The organism is Gilliamella sp. B2824, assembly GCF_026536245.1.
Taxonomy (GTDB): Bacteria; Pseudomonadota; Gammaproteobacteria; order Enterobacterales; family Orbaceae; genus Gilliamella.
In genome coordinates, this window is record NZ_JAFNON010000004.1 from 124,969 (window position 1) to 148,588 (window position 23,620).

Consider the following 23,620-nt stretch of genomic DNA (forward strand, 5'->3'; position numbering starts at 1 on the left):
CTGATATCAAGATAAATATTTTTAGCGCAATGCTGATGAGTTTTTGGCTTAATAATTTTTTGTTTTTACTAATTAGGAGAAAGCAATGTTATGATTTTTAGTTTTTCTTTATAACAAAGCTACAATGAGATGATTAAAATAGAGATAAAAAGCTTAAATATTTTGCATACGTGTTTACTGAATGATGCGCAAAAATATTTTTTAAAATACTTGTTATCTCTATCATTAAGGATGAACAATATAAAAATTGCTAGCTAATTCTTACGTTTAAATAAAACATAGCTGATAATTAAAAAAACTAAACTGGTTAACATTGATCCTATCACAGGATAGATACCCATAACGATACTTGCTTGTGCAAAAAGATTATCGGCAATATAGAAGATAAATCCAAAACTTATCCCAATGATGACACGTACTCCCATCGATACGCTACGTAAAGGCCCAAAAATAAACGAAAGTGCTAATAACATCATGACTGCAACAGAAATCGGTTTAATAAGTTTTTTCCAGAAAAGTAGATCATAATATTTAGTGTCTTGACCTGAACTTTTTAAATATTGGGCGTATTGGTAAAGTCCAGAAGCAGATAGTGAATCAGGATCGAAAGCAACAATATTAAGTTTGTCTGGTGTGATGTTTGTTTTCCATGGCATCGATACCATATTATTACCAATTATTTTGTTTGGTTGGGTTAGTTCATTTCTTTCAATTTGCAATAAAGTCCATATGTTATCCTTAAATACAGCACTTTCGGCGTGAGTAATTGATAATAATTTATTATTATCTACTGAATAAATATCAATATTAGAAATGGAGTTATCATTATTGACATGGCCGATAAATACATAATCGTTGCCATCTTTTGCCCATAAACCACCTTGTTGCGCCATTAATGAATTTCCATATAATTTTTCAGATCGCATATTACGAGCAGTTTGTTCACTCACGGGAGCAACCCATTCACCAATCGCCATTGTTAAAATCACTAATGGTAATGCTGTTTTCATCACGGCTAATGCTATTTTAAAACGACTAAATCCAGACGTTTCCATGACAATTAGCTCACTACGAGACGCTAATATACCTAAACCTATTAATGCACCTAGTAATGCAGCCATAGGGAAAAAAATCTCTAAATCTTTTGGTACCATTAATAAAGAATAGATACCCACAGCAAAAGCATCATAGTCAACTTTTATTTTTCTTAATTGGTCGATAAAACGTATAATGCCCGATAAGCTAATTAATAAAAATAGGCAAATACCAATTGTGCTTAAAATAGTTTTACCAATATAGCGATCTAAAATCGAAAACATCCTTTTTCTCCTTTATGATGCAATATATTTTAAACGAAGTTTACGCATAAATAAGTTATCCCAACAGTTTAAAAACAAAGCTATTATAAAATAAATTAAATTAATGATATAAAACCATAAGGCGGGATCTAATCGACCTTTACCGGCATTTGCTTTAATAGAGCTTGCTAATAGAAAATAAATCAAATACAGCAATAGGGCGGGTAAAATTTGTGCCAAGCGACCTTGCCTAGGGTTAGAAACACTTAGCGGTATAACTAAAAATGCCATAAGTGGGACAGAAATAATAAGTGTTAGTCGCCAATAAAATTCAGCTTCTGCTTTCAGTGTTTTAGTTTGGATTAAATTTGTTAAACTCAATTGTTGGACATCGGTTTTTTCATCATCAATAGAATCCAGCTCTTTGGGCTTTATAATGCCTAAATAATTATGAAAATTTGATATCCGAAAATCTTTTAACTGCGCCGTACCTTCATAACGATTGGCATCTTCTAATGTAATAATCTGGTTACCATCATCATCATGACCGGTTTTACCTTTATTAGCAATAATAATTGAAGGTCGTTGGTTGTTCTTAGGATTGATTTGTGCAATAAATACTTTATCTAAGGCATTATTATTGACGCTGTTGATATAAATGACTGAATTACCATCTGGTGTTTGTTGGAATTGACCCGCTAAAAGCCCCGCTAAACTAGGATTAATTTTAGCATTTTCAATTAATTGATCTTGTTTAAGACTCGACCAAGGCCCAAACCAAAGGCAGTTTATTGAGGTTAATGCACAAGTCAATATACATAGAAAAAATACAACTTGATAGGTTAAATTCTTTTTTACACCACAAGCTTGCATAGCAACCATTTCACTATCAGAATACAACCGGCCAAAAGTCACTAAAATGCCAAGAAAAAGACTCAAAGGTAAAATTAAATCGGCCATATTAGAAATACCTAAAACCAGTAAAGGCATAATCAAATCACGTGGAATATTGCCCTCAATAGCACTGGATAATATTCTAATTAATTTTTGTGAAAAGAAAATTAATAACAAAATAAACAGTATTGCCCCTTGTGTTTTTAATGTTTCTTTAACTAAATATCGACGAATTATCACATTTAACCTATCTAAACGTTTCTATAAATTTGCCTATTATAATCTGATTTGTTTTGTTTAGTTATCTTTTTGTTGCTATCCCCAAATGAACCGATAAAATATTAGTAATCACAACGAATATAATATAAGAGAATCCTTATGGAAATTTTAATTAAAAATAGCCTTACTATCACAGATCAAAAATCAGAATGTTTAGTTATTGCTGTTAACGACGACAAAACTAAGTCTGCAATATTGAAAGAAGTTGATGATGCTACTAATGGTTTTATTCAGCAATTAATTAAATCAGAAGATATCAGCGGTGAACTGGGTAAAACGGCATTTTTATATTCTGGTTCAAATAATTTAAAACAAAAATTATTATTTGTTGGATGTGGTAAATTAAAAGAGTTCGATTTAGCTCGAGCTAAAACTACAATTAAAGCCGTTATTACAACATTAATTGAAAAGAAAGTTAAAAATATTAGTTGGGATTTATTAACGATTTGCTCAACCATTAATCACGATATCGTTAAGCAATTACCCCAAATTATTAACGATATAACTTATAATTTTGATCAATTCAAATCAAAAAAATCTCCATTACCAAGTTTAAATAAAATAACATTAGTATCCAGTGATAAAAAACAGCTTAAATCTATTACAAATTATTTAGTACAAGGTCAAATTATTGCAGAAGCGGTTAATGCAACTAAAACAATTGCCAATATGCCATCTAATGTATGCAATGCCCAATATTTAGCTGAACAAGGTAAAAAATTGGGTAAAAAGCACACATCTTTAAACGTGTCGTGCCTAGGCGAAAAAGAGTTAGCTAAATTAAATATGAATGCTTATTTAGCGGTAGGTCGCGGTTCAGAGAACGAATCAATTATGACCGTTATTGAATACAACGGTGCCAAAGACAAAAATGCTCAACCTTATGTTTTAGTTGGTAAAGGATTAACATTTGATTCAGGTGGCATTTCAATTAAACCCGCTGCCGGTATGGACGAAATGAAGTACGACATGTGTGGTGCAGCAACTGTTTATGGGGTGATGCAAGCCGTAGCCGAGCTAGCACTACCTATTAATGTAGTTGGTGTCATGGCGGGTTGTGAAAATATGCCAGATGGTAATGCTTACCGCCCTGGGGACATTTTAACCACTATGTCAGGTATCACGGTTGAAGTGATTAATACCGATGCAGAAGGTCGTTTGGTGTTATGTGATGTACTAACCTATGTTGAAAAATATCAACCTAAAGCTGTTATCGATATTGCAACATTAACTGGGGCTTGTATTATTGCTTTAGGCCATCATTATACTGGTGTGATGGGTAATAATGAACAATTAGTTGCTCAATTAGTTACTGCATCAAATAACGTTGATGATAAAGCTTGGGCGTTGCCAATTGATAATAATTTCCAAGATCAAATTAAATCAACGTGTGCTGATATTGTGAATGCTGCTGGTCGCGATGGTGGGACGATTACTGCTGCATGTTTTTTGTCTCGATTCACTGAAAAATATCAATGGGCGCATTTAGATATAGCAGGAACCGCTTGGAAATCTGGCGCGAGTAAAGGTGCGACTGGTCGACCGGTGGCGATGTTAGTTGAATATTTAATGGCTCAGTAAATTCATTTTATTATGAAAAAAGTCATTTTCTATCTTTTACAAAACCAGACACAAGCAGATCAATCAGGTATTTTATATCATGAAAAACTTGCTTGTGAAAAAATTGTTGAAGCATATCAAAACAATCAACGTATACTTGTAACTTGTCATGATCAGACGCAAGCAGAGAGAATTGATGAGTATCTTTGGCAATTAGATACAGATAATTTTGTACCCCATAATTTAGCAGGTGAAGGCATGAAAGGCGGATCACCTGTTGAAATTTGTTGGCCGCAAAAGCGCAGTAATGGTAATCGACAAATCTTAATTAACTTGCAAGAGCAATTTCCTGATTTTTCTGCTGTTTACCATAATATTATAGATTTTGTTCCGATTGATGAGCGATTAAAATCGCTTGCACGAGAAAGATACAAATCTTATAAAGATGCGGGGTTTAATTTGAAAACTATCCCTGTGTTATGTGAATAAAAAATACTGAGTTAACTCGTTAAACTATATAAAAAATTGGGTAATTAACATCACTAATTCGCGTTTTGTATTGATGAAAATTTAATACTTTTTTACTATCATCTATTTGTTATTCTGTCATTTTATATAAGAAAATGACAGATGTTTATTATCTTTTTATTTTGTTTACTCTCCGTTATTTTGGTGAAGATTGATAATGATTGAAGTTAACAAATCTTAACAAATATCTCAGATTTCTTGTTGCTCAGCCATCTGCAGTTATTTATACTTTCGCAGATTATTAATCTTAATTAAAAATTAATAAAAAAAGTAAATAAAATAGAAAAGGATATGCTAATATGTTAAAATATAAGGGATTAGAGGCCAGCCAGCCAGCCAGCCAGCCAGCCAGCCAGCCAGCCAGCCAGCCAGCCAGCCAGCCAGCCAATAATTCATCAATACTTGGCAACTTTTTAAAAAATAAAAATCTATTATTATTTTTAAGTCTATTTACTTTTATCAATCACACTTCGGCTTTGTCAGCACAATCGGTTAATGCAATTAAAGGTAATGCCCCTTATATATCATTCAACGGCTTAACCAAAGATACTGATATTACCCCTCTTTTAAGAATAATATTGCCCGATGGCACAAAAGTCGCGCCTGATAATGATGTTTCAACCTCATCAAATCCTATTCAGCTTGTTACAGGTAAAGCAAAGTTTTCTGATATTAAAACGTTTGTTTCACCTCCTAATGAAAACTCAAGTTATCCACAACAGTCATTAACACAGATTATTACTGCATCGAATTACTGGGGGGACAGAGATGGTGATGGTCAACCAGCGGTTACTGGGAATATAGCGTTAAATTGGTATGATTATGAGGGAAATAACATAACTGATTTTGTAAAAAGTAATTTCAATAGTGAATTAGAAGGCTGTAATGCACCTTACCAGTTGACGCTATCTACACCCGTAGTTGGGTTTATATCAACACAATATGGCATACCAAATACTAGTATGTTTCAAGGTGGAAGTAAAAGTTATTATCTTTATCCGAACGTTGATTCACTTGCAAAATTTTGCTATGCAAAACCCAATTTAGCGAGCGAAGAAGATGTTGGAGATAATTGGAAGTATGGAAAAGGATTTTATTCTTATGATCCTAACAATCCACAAAATAACTTTCCAACAACGGGATCAAATAATTTATTTTTTGATTTGAAAGTTGCTGGATTATCTGCTGATGAACTAATAAATATCAATGGGAGTAGCGTTGGACAAGTGTCTGGTAGTGGTGTGAGTTTAAGTTTGAGTAATTATGGCGGTTTATTGCGTGTAACCCTAAAAGGTCCATCTTTATCGAGTAATGGTGGCGTATTTACACCTTCCACATTTAGATTATATGCGAATAGAGATAAATCTATCGTTTTTTATACCTTTACGATATCGCGCTGGTATATTGGTATTCCTGGTGCCTCAGGGGGTTATTTGAATTCAGAAAATAGATGTAACTCATTAAATGGAGGTTACCGATTACCAGGGGTTTTGGATTTGACCAATTCGAATCGAGTAACCGATGGAAGTGGTAATAATATTAATTGGAATAATGGCGTACCGGGTGTGAAAGAAGTAGATCGACGATTAATTAGTTACCGAAATAGTAGTGGACAGTGGATGGGTGGCTTATTTTCTGAATGGGGAAGTGTAACGAATGATTATTATGTTGGTAGTGATTGGGATAATTATCATGATCCCTATTTTGGAGGTGCTTATTATTGGACATCGGATTTAAGAAGTGATCAAAATCATTATGTTGTGGATGCAAGAAATGGCGTTATAGGTAATCGAGGTGATGAAGAGCCTAATTATTTAACAGGATGCGTCACGCCGTAATTATTTTTTATTTAAATTGTATAATTAGCTTAAAATAAATGCTCTATTTATAAAGTTATAATGGCAAACCTAATATCGTTTTACGATATTAGGTTTGCCAATTTTTTTAGCTTAAAAAATAACCTAAATTAGTGGTTTTATTTGACAAAATATCAAAGAATAACTAGCAACTCAATGCCATATCATTCAATTAGATAGTGATTGAAATTTTATTAGAGTCGATTATATCAATCGCATTGAATATTAAGGCGATTCAGTTATAATGCAGATCATTTTAAAATTGATGTATTTATATGATTATTGGTTTTATTGGAGCAGGTAAAGTTGGGTGCACACTAGCGAAATATTTTAGTTTATCTGGTTTGCAAGTTGCAGGCTTTTATAGCCGAACTTATGAACATGCCAAACAAGCAAGTGATTTTACTCAATCTTATGCCTATTCATCTTTAGCTGATTTAGTGAATGATTGCGATTGTTTATTGGTGACAGTAGCTGATGGTCAAATTGCTTCTGTTTGGCATGATTTATGTCAATTACCTATTACCAATAAATGGATTGGCCATTGTAGTGGCTTATTGACATCACACATATTTCAGCAAAATAAAGTTGTGCATCCATTTGCTTTTTCATTACACCCTTTATACGCTATTTATGATAAGTTCGATTGCTATAATGCTATGTCGGACGTCTCTTTTACACTCGAAGCAAATAAAGCTATTATCGACCAATTACAACGTTTTTTAGCGCTATTACCTAATCGCTTGGCAATTCTTTCAGCAAATAAAAAGCCACTATATCATGCTGCTTGTGTCATGCTAAGTAATCAAGTGCTAGCTCTGGTACAAATAGGTGTAGATTTACTTAATCAATGTGGATTAGATAAAGAGTTTAGTGAACAAGCTTGGCATCCTCTATTTCTTGGTAATGCTAACAACATTTGTAAAGCGGGTGTCATTGATGCATTAACTGGACCTGTAGAGCGTAACGATATTGAAACCATTAAGCAACATATGATGGCAATGCCAAATGAGCTCAAACCAATTTATCAACAATTATCGACTATTTTGCTTAATATTAGTCGACAAAAACATCCCAATAAGGACTATCGACAATTAGAATTGGAGTTGTTACCTTGAAAAATACTATCCTTACTTTACAAAAATATAAACAAAATAAACAAAAAATTACGATGTTGACAGCTTATGACTATACTACCGCAAAACTAATGGATGAAAGTGGTGTTGATTGTCTGTTAGTTGGAGACTCCCTAGGCATGGTTATGCTTGGATATGATAGCACTGTATCGGTCACCATGGAGGATATGATTCATCATTCAAAAGCTGTTGCTAGAGCGGCTAAAACGGCTTTAGTTGTAACCGATTTACCGTTTATGTCTTACCATGCTTCTGTTTATGATGCAGTGTATAATGCTGGTCGATTGATTCAAGAAGGCAATGCTCAAGCCGTTAAACTTGAAGGTGGGCAGGCTTTTTGCGAACATATCAAAATGATAGCGCAAGCTTCTATACCGGTTATTGCTCATATTGGCTTAATGCCACAATCAGTATTAGCATTGGGTGGTTACAAAGTACAAGGTAAAAATTACCAAGCAGCGAAAGCGATTATTTTAGATGCTTTAGCTGTTGAACAGGCAGGTGCTGCGGCAATTTTACTCGAATGTGTACCTGCCGATTTAGCTAAATTCATAACTGAACTTGTTAGCGTTCCTACTATTGGGATTGGTGCAGGTCATGGTTGTGATGGGCAAGTTTTAGTCTATCAAGATATGTTATCTATGTATGATGGTGTATCGTCCAAATTTGTTAAATCTTTTGCCCCAATGGGGGACCAAATGAAACAGGCATTTGCGGATTATTGCCAAGAAGTTAAACAGCAACAATTCCCTGCACCTATTCATGAGTTTGCTATTGGTGATGAGATCATGACTAAACTCAAATCTGAATTTTCAAACTAGCTTGGAAGAATAATAAACATGAAAGTTATAACCACTATCGATGAAGTCCGCGATCAGGTTAAAGCTTGGCGTAACAATGGCGAAAGTATTGGTTTAGTGCCGACCATGGGATATCTGCATGAAGGTCATCAAAGCTTAATGGCTAGCGCTAAAAAAGATAATCAAAGAGTGATTGTGACAATATTCGTTAATCCAATGCAGTTTGGTCCTAAAGAGGACCTAGCTAGCTATCCGCGTGATTTAGAAAGAGATAAAAAAGCCTGTCAGCAAATGGGCGTTGATTTGATTTTTTGTCCGTCCGCCGATGAAATGTATGACGCGTATTTCAATAGCTATGTCAATGTTAATGGTTTAACTGATGCGCTTTGTGGAAAAAAGCGACCGGGACATTTTAAAGGTGTTTGTACAGTTGTCACCAAACTATTTAATATTACTCAACCTGATCGCGCCTATTTTGGACAAAAAGATGCGCAACAATTAGCCGTCATTCAACGAATGGTTCAAGATCTCAATATTCCCATCGAAATTATTGGTTGTCCGATTGTGCGTGAAAGTGATGGATTGGCTAAGAGTTCGCGCAATAGCTATTTGACTGATAATGAGCGCAAAGCAGCCGTTTGTCTTTATCAATCGATAGAACTTGCTAATACTATGATCGCTCAAGGGGAAAGATCAGTAGCGACCATTCTTAGCGCGATGCAATTACTTATTGAACAACAGTCACTTGCTAAAATTGATTATATTGAATTTGTCGATCTTAGTTCATTAAAACCCGTATCGCAGTTAACACAAGATACACTATGCGCTTTAGCGGTTTATATTGGTAAAACTCGATTGATCGATAATTTTATTTATCATCATTAACAATCAATTTATTGAGATAAAAGATCGCTTATCGACCGGCGATCTTTTTTTTAACATATTCTACCCGTCTCGGAAAATCGATTTAATCAACGACTTTATTCGTATAGCAATTTATTGTTATGTCTTTTTACTGTAGAATAATAGCCATTTTTATGCCTTGAATTAGGATTGATGCCTTTATTATGAAAAATACGACTTATAATCCACAAGAAATCGAACAACCTATCTATCAACATTGGGAAGAAAGTGGTTACTTTAAGCCTAATGGTGACAAATCTCAGCCTAGCTATTGCATTGCTATTCCACCACCAAACGTAACGGGTAGTTTGCATATGGGACATGCATTTCAACAGACCATTATGGATGCACTAATTCGCTATCACCGTATGCAAGGTAATAACACGCTTTGGCAATCAGGTACTGACCATGCAGGTATTGCTACCCAAATGGTGGTAGAACGTAAAATTGCCGCTGAAGAAAATAAAACTCGCCATGATTATGGTCGAGATGCCTTTATCGAAAAAATTTGGCAATGGAAAGCCGAATCAGGTGGTAGCATTACTAAACAGATGCGACGTTTAGGGGATTCGGTTGATTGGGATCGTGAACGTTTTACGATGGATGAAGGCCTTTCTAATGCTGTTAAAGAGGTTTTTGTAAGACTTTATCAAGAAGATTTGATTTATCGCGGTAAACGCTTAGTAAATTGGGACCCAAAATTACGCACGGCAATTTCAGATCTTGAAGTTGAAAATCGTGAAGTTAAAGGTTCAATGTGGCATTTGCGCTACCCATTAGCGGATGGTGCAAAAACGGCAGATGGTAAAGATTATCTTGTTGTCGCAACCACTCGTCCTGAAACACTATTTGGTGATACTGGGGTGGCGGTTAATCCTGAAGATCCTCGTTATAAAGATCTTATTGGTAAATTTGTTATATTACCTTTTGTCAATCGTCGTATTCCTATTGTTGGGGATGAACATGCGGATATGACAAAAGGTACGGGTTGTGTAAAAATTACGCCTGCTCATGACTTTAATGACTATGAAGTAGGGCGTCGTCATCAACTACCGATGATTAATATCTTTACCTTTGATGGTGAGATTCGTACGCAAGCAGAAGTATTTGATACTAATGGTGAGTCAAGCACCGCTTACTCAACTGATATTCCGACACAATTCCAAAATTTAGAACGCTTTGCTGCACGTAAATTAGTTGTTGCAGAGTGTGAAGTTCAAGGTATTTTAGAAAAAATTGAACCACATGATCTCACCATTCCTTACGGCGATCGTGGTGGCGTGGTCATTGAACCAATGTTAACCGATCAGTGGTATGTTCGCGCTAAAGTCTTAGCTGAACCAGCAATAGCTGCTGTAAAAAATGGCGATATTCAATTTGTACCTAAACAGTACGAAAACATGTATTTTTCATGGATGAATGACATCCAAGATTGGTGTATTTCGCGCCAATTATGGTGGGGACACCGAATTCCGGCTTGGTATGATAATCAAGGTAATGTCTATGTTGGTCGTGACGAAGCTGAAGTTCGCCGTGAAAACGGTCTATCTGCTGATATCGAGTTATCACAAGATGATGATGTACTTGATACTTGGTTCTCATCAGCGCTGTGGACATTCTCAACCTTAGGTTGGCCAGAAAAGACCGATGATTTAGCGACTTTCCATCCAACTAATGTTCTTGTAACTGGTTTTGATATCATCTTCTTCTGGGTCGCAAGAATGATTATGATGACGATGCATTTCATCAAAGACGAACATGGCAAACCTCAAGTACCTTTTAAAACAGTTTATGTAACTGGCTTGATTCGTGATGAAGAAGGGCAGAAAATGTCAAAATCTAAAGGGAATGTTATTGATCCTTTAGATATGATTGATGGAATATCACTTGCCGATTTATTAGAAAAACGTACTGGTAACATGATGCAACCACAGCTTGCTGAAAAAATTGCCAAACGTACTGAAAAACAGTTCCCTAATGGCATTGAAGCCCACGGTACCGATGCATTACGTTTTACTTTAGCCGCACTGGCGTCCACTGGTCGTGATATTAATTGGGATCTAAAACGTTTAGAAGGTTATCGTAATTTCTGTAATAAACTATGGAATGCTAGCCGTTATGTATTAATGAACACTCAAGATCACGATTGTGGATTTAAAGGTGGTGATTTAGAGTATTCATTAGCGGATAAATGGATCTTAGCGGAGTTTAATCAAACGGTGAAAACATACCGCGAAGCATTTGATACTTATCGTTTCGATTTAGCGGCTAATATCTTATATGAATTTACTTGGAATCAGTTCTGTGACTGGTATTTGGAGTTAACCAAATCAGTATTAGCTAATGGCGAGCAAAATCAACAACGAGCAGCTCGTCATACGTTAGTAACAGTCCTTGAAGCACTCTTGCGTTTGGCTCATCCAATCATTCCATTCATAACTGAAGCTATTTGGCAAAGTGTAAAACCATTAATGGCCATCAAAGCAGATACTATTATGTTACAACCAATGCCTGCCTTTGATAGCAAATTAGCTAATAATGAAGCAGTTGCTGATATCAATTGGATTAAAGATGCCGTTATCGCTGTTCGCAATATTCGTGCTGAAATGAATATTGCACCAAGCAAACCGTTACAATTATTGATCAGAAAAGCATCGCCGACTGTGCATCGCATTATTAGTGACAATGTCACATTTATTGAGTCTTTAGCAAGATTATCCGAAATCGTCTTGTTAGATGAAGGTGAGGCAGGGCCATTATCGGTAACCAAATTGGTTGATGGTGCAGAGTTACTTATTCCAATGGCTGGTTTGATCAATAAAGATGATGAGCTAGCTCGTCTTGAAAAAGAAATAGCTCGCATTGAAGGCGAAATTGCACGTATTGATAACAAGCTTTCCAATGCCAGCTTTGTTGATAAAGCACCAGCAGCTGTAGTGGCTAAAGAGAAAGAAAAACAACAAGGCTATGTGGCTGACAAAGCTAAATTACAAGAGCAGTATGAAGCAATAAAAAGTCTTTAGTTTGAAAAAAAACTCTCGTTGTTACGAGAGTTTTTTTAGACCTGATAATATTAGAATTTATAACCAACACCAATCATGGCAACCCATGGATCAAGTTTATACTTGGCCGTTACTTTGGTATCACCTAAATGAGTTTTAGCTTTAGTTTCAATATCGATATAACGTAATTGAGCATTGATAAGCCAATTTTCAGTAATGTTATAATCAGCACCAACTTGCGCAGCTAATCCCCAAGAGCTATCCAAATCTAAACCATGAAAACCTGCATTTTTAGCATCGCCACTCAGTTTTTCATCAAAGAAGAAAGTATAGTTAACGCCTAATCCCACATAAGGTTGGAACTCATAGCTACTATCAAGTGGGTAAAATACAGCACTTAATGTTGGTGGTAAATGCTTAATTTTACCAAGATGAGCACCCGCTAAACCAGTAGAGTTGCCCCCTCCAAGTTTTACACGATGACTAAATGGGGTTGCGGCGAGTAGTTCAATACCAAGATTATCAGTCACCATATACTGAAAGTTTAAACCGAGCTGTGTGTCCTTATCTGCCTTAGCCTTTAAATCACTTTTGGCTCCGCCTACTTTAACATGATCACTTGAATCTTTTGGGTGAACGTAAACAGGACCACCACGGACGATGATTTCATTTGCATGATGTGCATAAGCCATAGAACTTGCTAAACCCATTGACATGAGCATTGCAATAGAAGATATTTTCATTTTTGCCTCCTCGTTTTACTTCTAATCCATAATTTATAAATATGCAAAAAATGGAATTTTATTTAATGTTTTTCAGATTTTATATCTAAAATTATTTTATTAGTATAACTCTTTTAATATTAAAAAAATATCATAATAAATTTGATAATTCTGCAATTTAGTTCACATTTTAAAAAAATGCCAATCATAATTTGCATTGTTTATTAAGTTTATATACAATAGCTCCAATTCTTTCGTGGGTTGTTAGCTCAGTCGGTAGAGCAGTTGACTCTTAATCAATTGGTCGCGGGTTCGATCCCCTCACAACCCACCATTTACCAGCGTCATCCAAAACGATGATAACGCTTCTTAAAAAATAATTATTGATTTATTAAGACGTTACATATACTCTTTCTCCTTTATAAAGTTGAATCATAGATTTCTGATGATTCTCAATGGCACGTTATAATCATTTAAGTATATAAATTTCAGATGTTTTCACTCACTACAGGTCAAGCAATTCTAATTCTTGTAATAGCTGCACCGTTTTGTTTTTGGTATATCTATTTACCGATTCTTCTCATAGGTATTTTTCTGCTCTGTTTCAATAGAAAGAAGCGGGAAAATCAGGAAAATAAATTTTATTACAAGGTTGGTAAATTATTAATCGGCTTTATCATTGTTAGCATAATTTTTTCATTATTAAGTTTTTTGTGTTTGCTTAGTAGCTGAACCTTTTTTGAGATAATGCTGTAAGATGATAGTATTGAATGCTAATTGAAGTACAGGTATTTAATTGAACTATTTGTTCTATGTATGAGATTAAATAGGCTACCGAAATCTTTTAGTTAGATGTCTGTAATTTAAAAAAATAATGAGCAATTGTCGTGCTGATATAACATATTAATTGGTTTAGCGTAATTTATAAAAAGTACTGAATCAACTGTATAAATCAATGAAAATTGATAATTACATTAAGCTACTCATCACTCGAAAAGTAATATACTAAAATGTAATCCGCTTTCTTTTAACTTTTTACTTTATTATTGAGGAGTGATATATTACATCAAGGTGTTGGGTGGATGATAAACATTGTATGTTTAATCGGTATTTTTTAAATAGCTCTTTTCTGATCCCCTTATACCACAGCATTTATTCTATTTTTTCCTGAATTGTGTGATTATTGAGTTTTTATTGATCATTTTTACACTAAGATTTGTGGTGAGTCTTCATTTTTTATTTCAACCAACTTATGAGTCATAATATGAATTCATATCTATTACTTTTTATTGCGATTATTTGTGAAGTGATTGCAACTTCTTCGTTAAAACTTTCTAACGGCTTTACGCATTTGTTGTATTCAATAATTACCATTATTGGTTATAGTGCGTCGTTTTATGTTCTTTCATTGGCCTTAAAAACTATTCCTGTCGGTATTGCTTATGCAATTTGGTCTGGAATTGGGATTGTGTTTATTAGTTTAATTGCCTGGATATTTATGAAACAAACATTAGATCTTGCCGCTTTAATTGGTATGGGATTTATTATGTTTGGTGTGGTCATTATTAATCTTTTTTCAAAAGTTGCAGCGCATTGATGGAAAAAAGTTGCTGGTTGACCACTGAGTCACCAGCAAAAATTCATTGATTAAATAGGGATAAAACGATGAAATAAGATTCGATGACAAGTTTTATTCTGGTTTAATGAGATCTTTGATAAACATCACGTGATATTCTATTTTGTTACCTTTGCTAAAAACACTGATTTTTCATTCTGAAAATAGTTATTTCAATGATTTTATACTTAACCGTCTTGTATCTAAATGGCTATTTAGTTGCAAGTTGTCATGATTCATAGCGTTAAGTGCCTTTTTAGATAAATTATCTTTGCCAATTCTTTTTCTTTTTTAAACGTTCTCGGGTTAAGCTAGCAAAGGCATAATGATTTTACCTAATTTCATTTTTTAGGCTGCATGTTTTGGGCGATGAACTGCTTTAATCGTCTGATTTCGTTAATTAACTTAGGTATATCTTGTCTTGCATGGGCGATAAAGTCTTGATCGTTATTTGTTGCACCAATTAGTTCAATATCCTCACCACGCTCGTGTTCATTCCCCGTCATAATAAAATTGCTACCACTGCTATGATCACGACCTTCCACGTACGATTGCCATGGACCAGGTGTTGCACTATCACATCGGTTTTGAATTAGGTTTAATTCATCGTCCGATAGGCGGTTAGATTGATTGATTATCTGTTTGGTAAAATCATTATAAATTTGAACAATTTCAGTTTTATTACTCGTTTTACAGCGATTCATTAACCGATTGGTTAAATCTGGAAAATCTAAAATAGCCAATAGCTGCACCATTTTGCGGTAGATAATTTGATCATGATCATCAATATAATCATTTAATAGATTGATTATTTGCTGATTAATATAGGGATTGCTTTTGAGCTTTATTAAAATGTCTTGTGCAAGAATACAGTTATCATTCTTATTATCTAATGCGATAGCAATGATGCTTGGTAGTAAATGGCTTAGCTGATCATCCTTTAATTTACCCTCACCGATTAATCTTAATGCGACAACTTGTTGCGATGATAAATTCAGGGCGATTTGAAGCTGCACTAAAAAATCTGGACATTGCCGAAAATTGTTCTTAGCGGTTAATAGATCTTGTTCTGCCTGATTTAACGCAAGCCACTCTTTAGCATTAATAAAATATGTTTGTTGTAATTCTCTTATTTTTTGGGTTAAAGCAAAGCAATTGTCTAAAGGTTGATTTGTTGCCGCCCAATAATGAATTAGCTGCCAATGTAGTTGATAATGGCTATAGAGTACCTTCAATAATTGAAAAATTATAGGATTGTTTTGGTTAGGATTTTCAGATAATAAATCATTGCATATGTTAAGACACAAATTCATGAGTATCTGTTTTTGTACCGTTGAGTAATTATTATTAAGATAAACGTATAAATATTTCGCTAACCACTCAGACGTTCGATATTTAATTGGGACTTCATATTTCCAGTCTTGACTAAAGGTATCAATAAAGGGGAAATCTAAGTCTTGGCATAATTTAGAGAATTGACTCATTTTTTATTCTTTTATAGAATGATTGTTATTTCATTATAATCAATTGTTTTACAATTGAAATACCATATATCCTGTTCATTTTATTGATAGATAATTGAGCACCTTTAGCTCAAATAAAGCTAATTTGTAATTTATTTTATTAATTTAAGATTGACCGGATTAGCCAGTTCGATAATCAATTGAAAATTGGCGCTTGATTCAACCATAATTGATTGGTCAGTTAATGGTAATACTTTGATAAAAGGATTCGATTTTTCAAAATATATCACCCAAATTAAATCCTGATTAGCCGATAGATAGGCAATAAAACCTTCTGAACCATAACTTCCTTCTCCTATAATGCATTGATCATCATTAGCAAGGATGATTTTATCGAAAATATCAATATTGGTTAAATTATCGGCGTCGTTATTTAAAATAACATCAAGGTCAAATTGTTCACCTATCTGAATTGATAATTGCGGAAAAAATACCGCATTGAGCGCAATAGATTGACCACTGGCAAAATAAATACCGTCTTTAATTGGCAATTGTTGCTTGTGCCATAATTCCACTATTTTAGTCATAAAATCATCCTTTTCTATCTACCTAGCAGCTTAGCTTAGAGCGAGTTCAAAGACAAAATTGATAAGCTCTCGCCCATTTGTAGCGATTTTTAAGCAAGCCTATTTTTACTTAGTAAATATTATTGACCTTGATTCTCAAATGTTAAATAACCGCAACATACAAAGTGCTATAAAATATCTTCATTATCTATAATCATAAAAGATTAATGATATAAAGTGTTGGCAGATTATTGCAAATATTGATGACGATAGCTTTTAAGTAGAAGCTAAATCAAGTACTTGCGTATCAATGTGATAAATACTCAATCGAGTTAAAATTTGATTATCGCTATCCAGATAACCAATAGATAAAATATCGGTAATCTTTCGCACTAAATATTTTATTATATCGATCGCTAACAGCATTAAGTTCAGTTTTGATTAATTGTCTGAATTAGATAAATGATATTATTTTAGACTTGAATTTTAATCATCATAACGAGTTATTTTTGGAAATGATAATTTCATTCACTTTCCTTGTGTAATTACCGAAAAATATATCAAGTTATTAAAAACATAAAAGAGAGTAAAAAAGTTATTCATAATACCCCTACAAAAATAGGTGACTTAAGTATATACTCATAAAAATTTAAGTCGCTATTCTATCCGATGCCATTATTCCAAATAATGAAAGTATCAGGTATTGTGCCAATTTCTCAGTTAAGGATCATTGAGTATGATTTTAGGTAATATTAATCATTTAGGATTAGTCCCTTATTTGCCCGCCAAAATAAAACAATCCATTGAATATGTAAAAGACAATGTTAATAGCAATACCCCTGTTGGTCGTTATGATATTGACGGTGATAATATGTTTTTTATGGTGTCTGATAATTCATCAAGATATATTCATGAAGCAAAGCCTGAATACCATAAAAAATATATTGATGTGCAAATTGTTTTAGCGGGTCAAGAAGGGATGGCTATTTCTACTTTGCCTCCTTATACTCAAATTTTAGATGATAAAATCGCTGAAAATGATATTGCTTTTATCGAGACGCCAAAAGAAGAAACCATGTTAATATTACAACCGAACGATTTTATTGTTTTTTTACCTAATGAAGTGCATAAACCGCTTTGTGCTGTCGATAATAAGATTGCAACGGTTCGAAAAGTTGTGGTAAAAATCGCATTGGATTATTTATAAATAGAAGTAAGGATTTTAGGTAGCACTATGACAACAAAAATCGCTGTTATTGGCGAATGTATGATTGAACTTTCGATAAAACAAGATTCAACAACCCGCAGCTTTGGAGGCGATACACTTAATACGTCGGTTTATTTATCTCGTTTATTAAAAAATAAAGATTTTTCGATTCACTATGTGACTGGATTAGGAACTGATCCTTTCAGTCAAGAGATGCTTGATAGCTGGCAAAAAGAGCAGATCCAAACCGATCTTGTGCAAAAAATGTCTGACAAAATGCCTGGGCTTTATTCGATTGTTACCGATGAACATGGCGAACGCTCATTTTATTATTGGCGTAATGATGCAGCGGCTAAGTTTTGGTTAAAGACGACTCAAACTGAAAGTATCACCCAGCAAATAGCTCACTATGAATATGTTTATTTGAGTGGCATTAGTATCGCCATATTAGATGCTGAAAGTATTTTGAAATTATTGGATTTATTAAAACGCGTTAAAGCCAATGGTGGTAAAGTGATTTTTGATAATAACTTTCGTCCGCGCTTATGGCGTAGTCTTGATTTAGCGCGTAGCGTATATGCCGATATTCTATCTTACACCGATATTGCATTTTTAACGCTAGATGACGAAGATCTATTATGGGGCAAACTACCATATGAACAAGTCATTGACCGTACTAAAAACTTTGGTGTGACAGAAATTGTGATTAAACGTGGTAGCGATAGTTGTATTATCGAATCAGCCGAAGGACGTTTTGATGTACCTGCTAATAAAATAGCCAAAGAAAAAGTGATTGATACGACGGCTGCAGGCGACTCATTTAGTGCCGGTTACTTGGGTGCACGTTTAAGTGGGCAAAATCCTGCGCAATCAGCATTGCAAGGGCACCTTGTTGCCGGCACTGTTATTCAGTATCGTGGGGCTATTATTCCTTTGGATGCTACGCCGACATTAATTGAAAATTAGCCAATAAAACGGTCAATAATGACCGTTTTTTATACCACAATAACGTAAATTAATATATTAGTTATAAAATATTAAATGCTAATTTTTAGGGTTAAATAAATAGATTAGGGCAATATTGCAAAAGAACGTACCGGAAAACCTGAGGCATTATTGGGTTTGGCTACGATATTAAAAATAACTGCTCCTTTGGTTGGCAATTGATCTAAATTGGTCATTAACTCAACTTGATAAGTATCTTGCTCTAAAACATAGTATTCACCCTTTAACGCATTATTTTCTCGAAATGCTTTCGCAGAGTCAGTATCAAACGTTTCGTGACCAATAGCTTTAATTTTACGCTCTTCAAATAAAAATTTTAATGCATCAATTCCCCAGCCTGGAATTTGATTGTTTCCTTCTATATCTTTATTTTCCATTGCTGATTGTGAAGGCCATTTCTTACTCCAGTCTGTTCGCAGTGCGACAAAACTACCCGCTTCAATTTGTCCGTGTTGTTTTTCAAAAGCTAAAACATCATCTTTAGAAAAAGAAAAGTTGGGATCTTGTTCTGCGCGTTTAGATTGATCGATTACGATTAATGGTAATACTAATTCTTGTAATTCAAGTTCATGCAAATACCGAGTATTAGGAACAAAATGAATTGGTGCATCTAAGTGGGTACCATATTGACCAGCGAAACTAAAATTCTGTGCTAAAAAGCCGTCGCTATGATCGAACAGCGTTTTTATTTCAGCAGGTTTAAACATAAAAAAATGGGGAGAATTGTGATCGAATGCATGAGTTAAATCTACCCATTTTTTCGATTTTAATAAATTTAATGCTTGCAAGACTTCGTTATTCAAAATAGCTCCTTTTTTTAAAAAAACGTATGATTGGTTTATTGTAAGGTGAGTAAATTCTCTAAACTAATAATTTTCAGTTATAAAAATATAATTTTTAGTTCTAATTTATTTACCAAAAAGTTTGAATACGCACAGTAAGAGGCAAAAAATGCTTTATTCGTGCTAATTAATTAAGAATTATTGGCTAATATGATTGAAATTTTGCTAACCGACACTATTGATCTATATAGTAGTATATTTAATCAAATGTTACTGGTATAATATACAGTTAATTTTTTCCTAATTCGTCTAAAAACTCACTTTAAGAAGAGATCTATGTCAATCAAAGATATCGATATTCGTGGTGCGCGAACGCACAATCTGAAAAATATCAATGTAATCATTCCTAGAGATAAGCTAGTTGTGATTACCGGACTTTCTGGTTCAGGAAAGTCGTCGTTAGCATTTGATACTTTATATGCAGAAGGACAACGCCGTTATGTTGAATCGTTGTCGGCTTATGCTCGTCAGTTTTTATCGCTTATGGAAAAACCCGATGTGGATCATATTGAAGGATTATCACCAGCGATTTCGATTGAGCAAAAATCAACATCGCATAATCCGCGTTCAACAGTAGGGACAATCACTGAGATTTATGACTATTTACGACTTTTATTTGCTCGTATCGGTGAACCACGTTGCCCAAATCATAATTTACCTTTAGCTGCGCAAACAGTCTCGCAAATGGTTGATAGTATTATGGCGTTGCCATCTGAAAACCGTTATATGTTGCTTGCCCCCGTTGTTACTGAACGTAAGGGTGAATTTGTTAAACTGTTTGAGCAGCTCGCAGCCAGTGGTTATATCCGTGTTCGAGTTGATGGTGATGTGTATGATCTATCTGATCCCCCAATACTCGAACTTCAGAAAAAACATACGATTGAAGTCGTGGTGGATCGTTTTCGTATTCGCGATGATTTAAAATTACGTTTAGCTGAATCTATTGAAACCGCACTTTCAATAACAAATGGTATTGTAAAAGTTGCCAATTTAGATGATCCAAAAGCCGAAGAACAGCTATATTCAGCTAATTTTGCTTGTCCAATTTGTGGTTATAGCATTTCTGAACTTGAGCCTCGATTATTTTCGTTTAATAATCCAGCCGGTGCTTGTCCTGAATGTGATGGCTTAGGGGTACAGCAATACTTTGATCCAAAACGTATTGTGCAAATGCCCGAGGTTTCATTGGCTGCTGGCGCAATTAAGGGATGGGATCGTCGTAATTTTTATTACTTTCAGATGTTAACATCACTCGCCGAGCATTATAAGTTTGATATTGACACTCCTTATGAAAAATTACCGGCAAAAATAAAAGATATTTTATTAAATGGTTCTGGTAATACCGAAATTCAATTTGTTTACACTAATGATCGTGGTGATGTAGTTAAACGTAAACATGTTTTTGAAGGGATTATTAATAATCTAACTCGCCGCTATAAAGAAACCGAATCGCAAACTATTCGTGAAGAGCTGGCTAAATATATTAGTAATCGTCCTTGCCCAAGCTGTGGTGGTTCTCGATTATGTGCCACAGCACGGCATGTCTATGTTAATGATACTAATTTGCCAACGATTAGTGATTTAAGTACACAACAAGCCAAAGATTTTTTTGATAAGCTAACTTTAACTGGTCAACGTGCGCAAATCGCTGAAAAAATACTGAAAGAGATTAATGATCGTCTACAATTTTTAATTAATGTTGGATTAAATTATTTGACTTTGTCACGTTCGGCCGAAACGTTATCGGGTGGTGAGGCACAACGTATTCGACTAGCTAGTCAAATTGGTGCTGGATTAGTTGGCGTGATGTACGTTCTTGATGAACCGTCAATCGGTTTACATCAACGAGATAACACCCGTTTAATTGATACGTTGACCCATTTACGTGACCTAGGTAATACCGTTATTGTCGTTGAACATGACGAAGAAGCCATTATGGCGGCCGATTATGTGATAGATATTGGCCCCGGTGCTGGTGTGCATGGTGGTGAAGTTGTTGCACAAGGTACACCAAAACAGATTATGGACTGTAAAAATTCATTAACTGGTCAATATCTATCTGGTAAAGAAAAAATTGAAATTCCCAAAAATCGGACTAAAGTCGATAAAAAACGAATACTTTCACTTATTGGTGCAACCGGTAATAATCTTAAAGATGTTACCTTAAATATTCCTGTCGGCTTATTTACCTGTATTACTGGCGTGTCTGGCTCGGGTAAATCGACTTTGATTAATGATACTTTATATCCACTTGCACAAAATGAGTTAAATGGTGCAGAAAAGAGTGAAATTGCACCTTATAAAGCAATAAAAGGGCTTAACTATTTTGATAAAGTGATTGCGATTGATCAAAGCCCAATTGGTCGTACACCCCGATCTAATCCTGCAACTTATACTGGATTTTTTACTTCTATTCGTGAACTCTATGCAGGCGTACCTGAAGCGCGTGCACGAGGATATAATCCAGGTCGATTTAGTTTCAATGTAAAAGGGGGACGCTGTGAAGCTTGTCAAGGTGATGGTCTAATAAAAGTTGAAATGCACTTTTTGCCCGATATCTATGTACCTTGTGATCAGTGTCATGGCGCACGATATAATCGAGAAACATTAGAAATCAAATACAAAGGTAAATCGATTAACGAAATCCTCAACATGACTGTTGAAGAAGGTCGAGAATTTTTTGATGCGGTACCGATGATTTCACGCAAATTACAGACTTTAATTGATGTTGGCCTTGCTTATATTACCATTGGCCAGTCAGCAACAACATTATCCGGCGGTGAAGCGCAACGAGTAAAACTTGCAAAAGAGTTATCTAAGCGAGATACTGGTAGCACACTTTATATTCTAGATGAACCAACTACTGGTTTACACTTTGCAGATGTAAGACAGTTACTTGCACAGTTACACTCGTTGAGGGATAAAGGCAATACCATTGTTGTTATTGAACATAATTTAGATGTTGTCAAAACTGCCGATTGGATTGTTGATTTGGGGCCTGAAGGTGGTAGTGGTGGCGGTCAAATAATTGCCGAAGGTACACCAGAAGATGTTGCTGAATCGAAAATATCTTATACTGGGCAATATTTAAAACCATTATTAGAAAAGCAAAAAAAGAGTTAAAGTTGTTTGTTAATAATGACATTAGGGATTAGTTCTTTACTTAAGTATAATTTGTATTATTAACAATTTAATGCCGCATAAAGCAGTTAATACCAATGCGGCATTACCTGTTTTTACTTGGATCATTAAAAATTATGAGGGATGGCATTTTGATAATACAAATTGTAACGATGATCATTATTGCCTATTTATGTGGATCACTATCCGGTGCGATGATTATTAGTCGTATTATGCAATTACAAAATCCCTCATTACATGGTTCTCATAATCCGGGGGCAACAAATGTACTGCGCATTAGTGGCAAATTGCCAGCAGTATTTGTGTTAGTTTTTGATATGCTAAAAGGTGCTATTCCTGTTTATATTGCTTATCGGCTTGGTATTTCCCCTTTCTTTTTAGGCATAATTGGTATTGCTGCTTGTTTGGGTCATATTTTTCCTTGTTTTTTTCATTTTCGCGGTGGAAAGGGCGTGGCGACAGCTTTGGGGATGATGGTCCCAATTGGGTTAGATTTTACCGGTTGTTTTATTTTAACTTGGCTTATTGTCTTACTTATCACCGGTTATTCTTCTGTTGCTGCTATTGTTGGTTTTCTTTTAGCGCCATTTTATGTTTGGTTATTTAAACCTGAACTCACCTTGCCTGTTGCGATGCTTTCATGCCTAATTATTGTTCGGCATAGCAGTAACATTGCCAGACTATTTAAAGGTGTTGAGCCTAAAAGTCTTTATCGTAAACATTTAAAATAGTTGAAAAACAGTATTGAATGTTTGCTAATTTGTTTTGAATTTAACAATATTATGACTTATAAAATATAAATT

The 23,620-nt window shown here is 34.6% G+C and carries 18 protein-coding genes and 1 tRNA gene; 13 read left to right on the forward strand and 6 right to left on the reverse strand.

The annotated features are described in order from the left end of the window. Positions 1-254 precede the first annotated feature (254 nt). Together lptG and lptF are read right to left on the reverse strand one after the other, a co-directional pair. Positions 255-1,319, reverse strand: a complete 1,065-nt coding sequence (gene lptG, locus J3U56_RS05380) for an LPS export ABC transporter permease LptG (protein ID WP_267366959.1) — start codon at positions 1,317-1,319, stop codon at positions 255-257. A gap of 12 nt (positions 1,320-1,331) precedes the next feature. Next, positions 1,332-2,432, reverse strand: a complete 1,101-nt coding sequence (gene lptF, locus J3U56_RS05385) for an LPS export ABC transporter permease LptF (protein WP_267332607.1) — start codon at positions 2,430-2,432, stop codon at positions 1,332-1,334. A gap of 138 nt (positions 2,433-2,570) precedes the next feature. Between lptF and J3U56_RS05390 the strand changes: the two genes are divergently transcribed. The 7 genes from J3U56_RS05390 to J3U56_RS05420 all read left to right on the forward strand — a co-directional run bounded on the left by J3U56_RS05390 (position 2,571) and on the right by J3U56_RS05420 (position 12,277). Further along, a complete protein-coding gene (locus tag J3U56_RS05390) occupies positions 2,571-4,052 on the forward strand; it encodes a leucyl aminopeptidase (protein WP_267366961.1) in 1,482 nt (493 codons plus the stop codon). 12 nt (positions 4,053-4,064) lie between these two features. Then, positions 4,065-4,520 carry a DNA polymerase III subunit chi gene (locus tag J3U56_RS05395; protein WP_267348181.1) on the forward strand — a complete coding sequence of 152 codons (456 nt, stop codon included), beginning with the start codon at positions 4,065-4,067 and terminating at the stop codon, positions 4,518-4,520. A gap of 338 nt (positions 4,521-4,858) precedes the next feature. After that, positions 4,859-6,397, forward strand: a complete 1,539-nt coding sequence (locus J3U56_RS05400; protein WP_267366963.1) for a hypothetical protein — start codon at positions 4,859-4,861, stop codon at positions 6,395-6,397. A 293-nt stretch (positions 6,398-6,690) separates the two neighbouring features. Beyond that, positions 6,691-7,533, forward strand: a complete 843-nt coding sequence (locus J3U56_RS05405; protein ID WP_267332611.1) for a Rossmann-like and DUF2520 domain-containing protein — start codon at positions 6,691-6,693, stop codon at positions 7,531-7,533. Further along, on the forward strand, positions 7,530-8,372 hold the full coding sequence (gene panB / locus J3U56_RS05410; protein WP_267366966.1) for a 3-methyl-2-oxobutanoate hydroxymethyltransferase: 843 nt from the start codon (positions 7,530-7,532) through the stop codon (positions 8,370-8,372). Before J3U56_RS05405 ends, panB begins: the two co-directional genes overlap by 4 nt. An 18-nt stretch (positions 8,373-8,390) precedes the next feature. Next, positions 8,391-9,236: a pantoate--beta-alanine ligase gene (gene panC, locus J3U56_RS05415; protein WP_267366968.1), complete on the forward strand. Its 846-nt coding sequence runs from the start codon at positions 8,391-8,393 to the stop codon at positions 9,234-9,236. 182 nt (positions 9,237-9,418) lie between these two features. Beyond that, a complete protein-coding gene (locus J3U56_RS05420) occupies positions 9,419-12,277 on the forward strand; it encodes a valine--tRNA ligase (protein ID WP_267366970.1) in 2,859 nt (952 codons plus the stop codon). A gap of 50 nt (positions 12,278-12,327) precedes the next feature. Here the strand turns inward: J3U56_RS05420 and J3U56_RS05425 are convergent, their stop codons facing one another. Continuing rightward, on the reverse strand, positions 12,328-12,999 hold the full coding sequence (locus J3U56_RS05425) for an OmpW/AlkL family protein (RefSeq protein WP_267344312.1): 672 nt from the start codon (positions 12,997-12,999) through the stop codon (positions 12,328-12,330). Positions 13,000-13,236: 237 nt separating this feature from the next. On the opposite strand from J3U56_RS05425, the gene J3U56_RS05430 reads away from it, so the two are divergent. Further along, positions 13,237-13,312: transfer RNA gene (locus tag J3U56_RS05430), tRNA-Lys, on the forward strand. 930 nt (positions 13,313-14,242) lie between these two features. Beyond that, positions 14,243-14,575 carry a DMT family transporter gene (locus J3U56_RS05435; protein WP_065634991.1) on the forward strand — a complete coding sequence of 111 codons (333 nt, stop codon included), beginning with the start codon at positions 14,243-14,245 and terminating at the stop codon, positions 14,573-14,575. 359 nt (positions 14,576-14,934) lie between these two features. On the opposite strand, the gene J3U56_RS12120 is transcribed toward J3U56_RS05435, so the two are convergent. After that, positions 14,935-15,231 carry a hypothetical protein gene (locus J3U56_RS12120; RefSeq protein ID WP_416379713.1) on the reverse strand — a complete coding sequence of 99 codons (297 nt, stop codon included), beginning with the start codon at positions 15,229-15,231 and terminating at the stop codon, positions 14,935-14,937. Positions 15,232-16,208: 977 nt separating this feature from the next. Beyond that, complete coding sequence (locus J3U56_RS05445; RefSeq protein ID WP_267366975.1) at positions 16,209-16,643, reverse strand: hypothetical protein; 435 nt, start codon at positions 16,641-16,643, stop codon at positions 16,209-16,211. Between the two features lie 715 nt (positions 16,644-17,358). On the opposite strand from J3U56_RS05445, the gene J3U56_RS05450 reads away from it, so the two are divergent. Together J3U56_RS05450 and J3U56_RS05455 are read left to right on the forward strand one after the other, a co-directional pair. Further along, positions 17,359-17,829, forward strand: a complete 471-nt coding sequence (locus tag J3U56_RS05450) for a YhcH/YjgK/YiaL family protein (RefSeq protein WP_267344308.1) — start codon at positions 17,359-17,361, stop codon at positions 17,827-17,829. Between the two features lie 27 nt (positions 17,830-17,856). Further along, positions 17,857-18,795 (forward strand): sugar kinase, encoded by a 939-nt coding sequence (locus tag J3U56_RS05455; protein WP_267344307.1) that lies wholly within the window; start codon positions 17,857-17,859, stop codon positions 18,793-18,795. A gap of 104 nt (positions 18,796-18,899) precedes the next feature. Here the strand turns inward: J3U56_RS05455 and J3U56_RS05460 are convergent, their stop codons facing one another. After that, on the reverse strand, positions 18,900-19,637 hold the full coding sequence (locus J3U56_RS05460) for a cyclase family protein (protein ID WP_267344305.1): 738 nt from the start codon (positions 19,635-19,637) through the stop codon (positions 18,900-18,902). Positions 19,638-19,958: 321 nt separating this feature from the next. Here J3U56_RS05460 and uvrA point away from each other — a divergent pair, with 321 nt between their 5' ends. Both uvrA and plsY read left to right on the forward strand, forming a co-directional pair. After that, positions 19,959-22,799, forward strand: a complete 2,841-nt coding sequence (gene uvrA, locus J3U56_RS05465) for an excinuclease ABC subunit UvrA (protein WP_416380298.1) — start codon at positions 19,959-19,961, stop codon at positions 22,797-22,799. Positions 22,800-22,948: 149 nt separating this feature from the next. Further along, positions 22,949-23,548: a glycerol-3-phosphate 1-O-acyltransferase PlsY gene (gene plsY, locus J3U56_RS05470; protein WP_267332630.1), complete on the forward strand. Its 600-nt coding sequence runs from the start codon at positions 22,949-22,951 to the stop codon at positions 23,546-23,548. Positions 23,549-23,620: the final 72 nt, after the last annotated feature.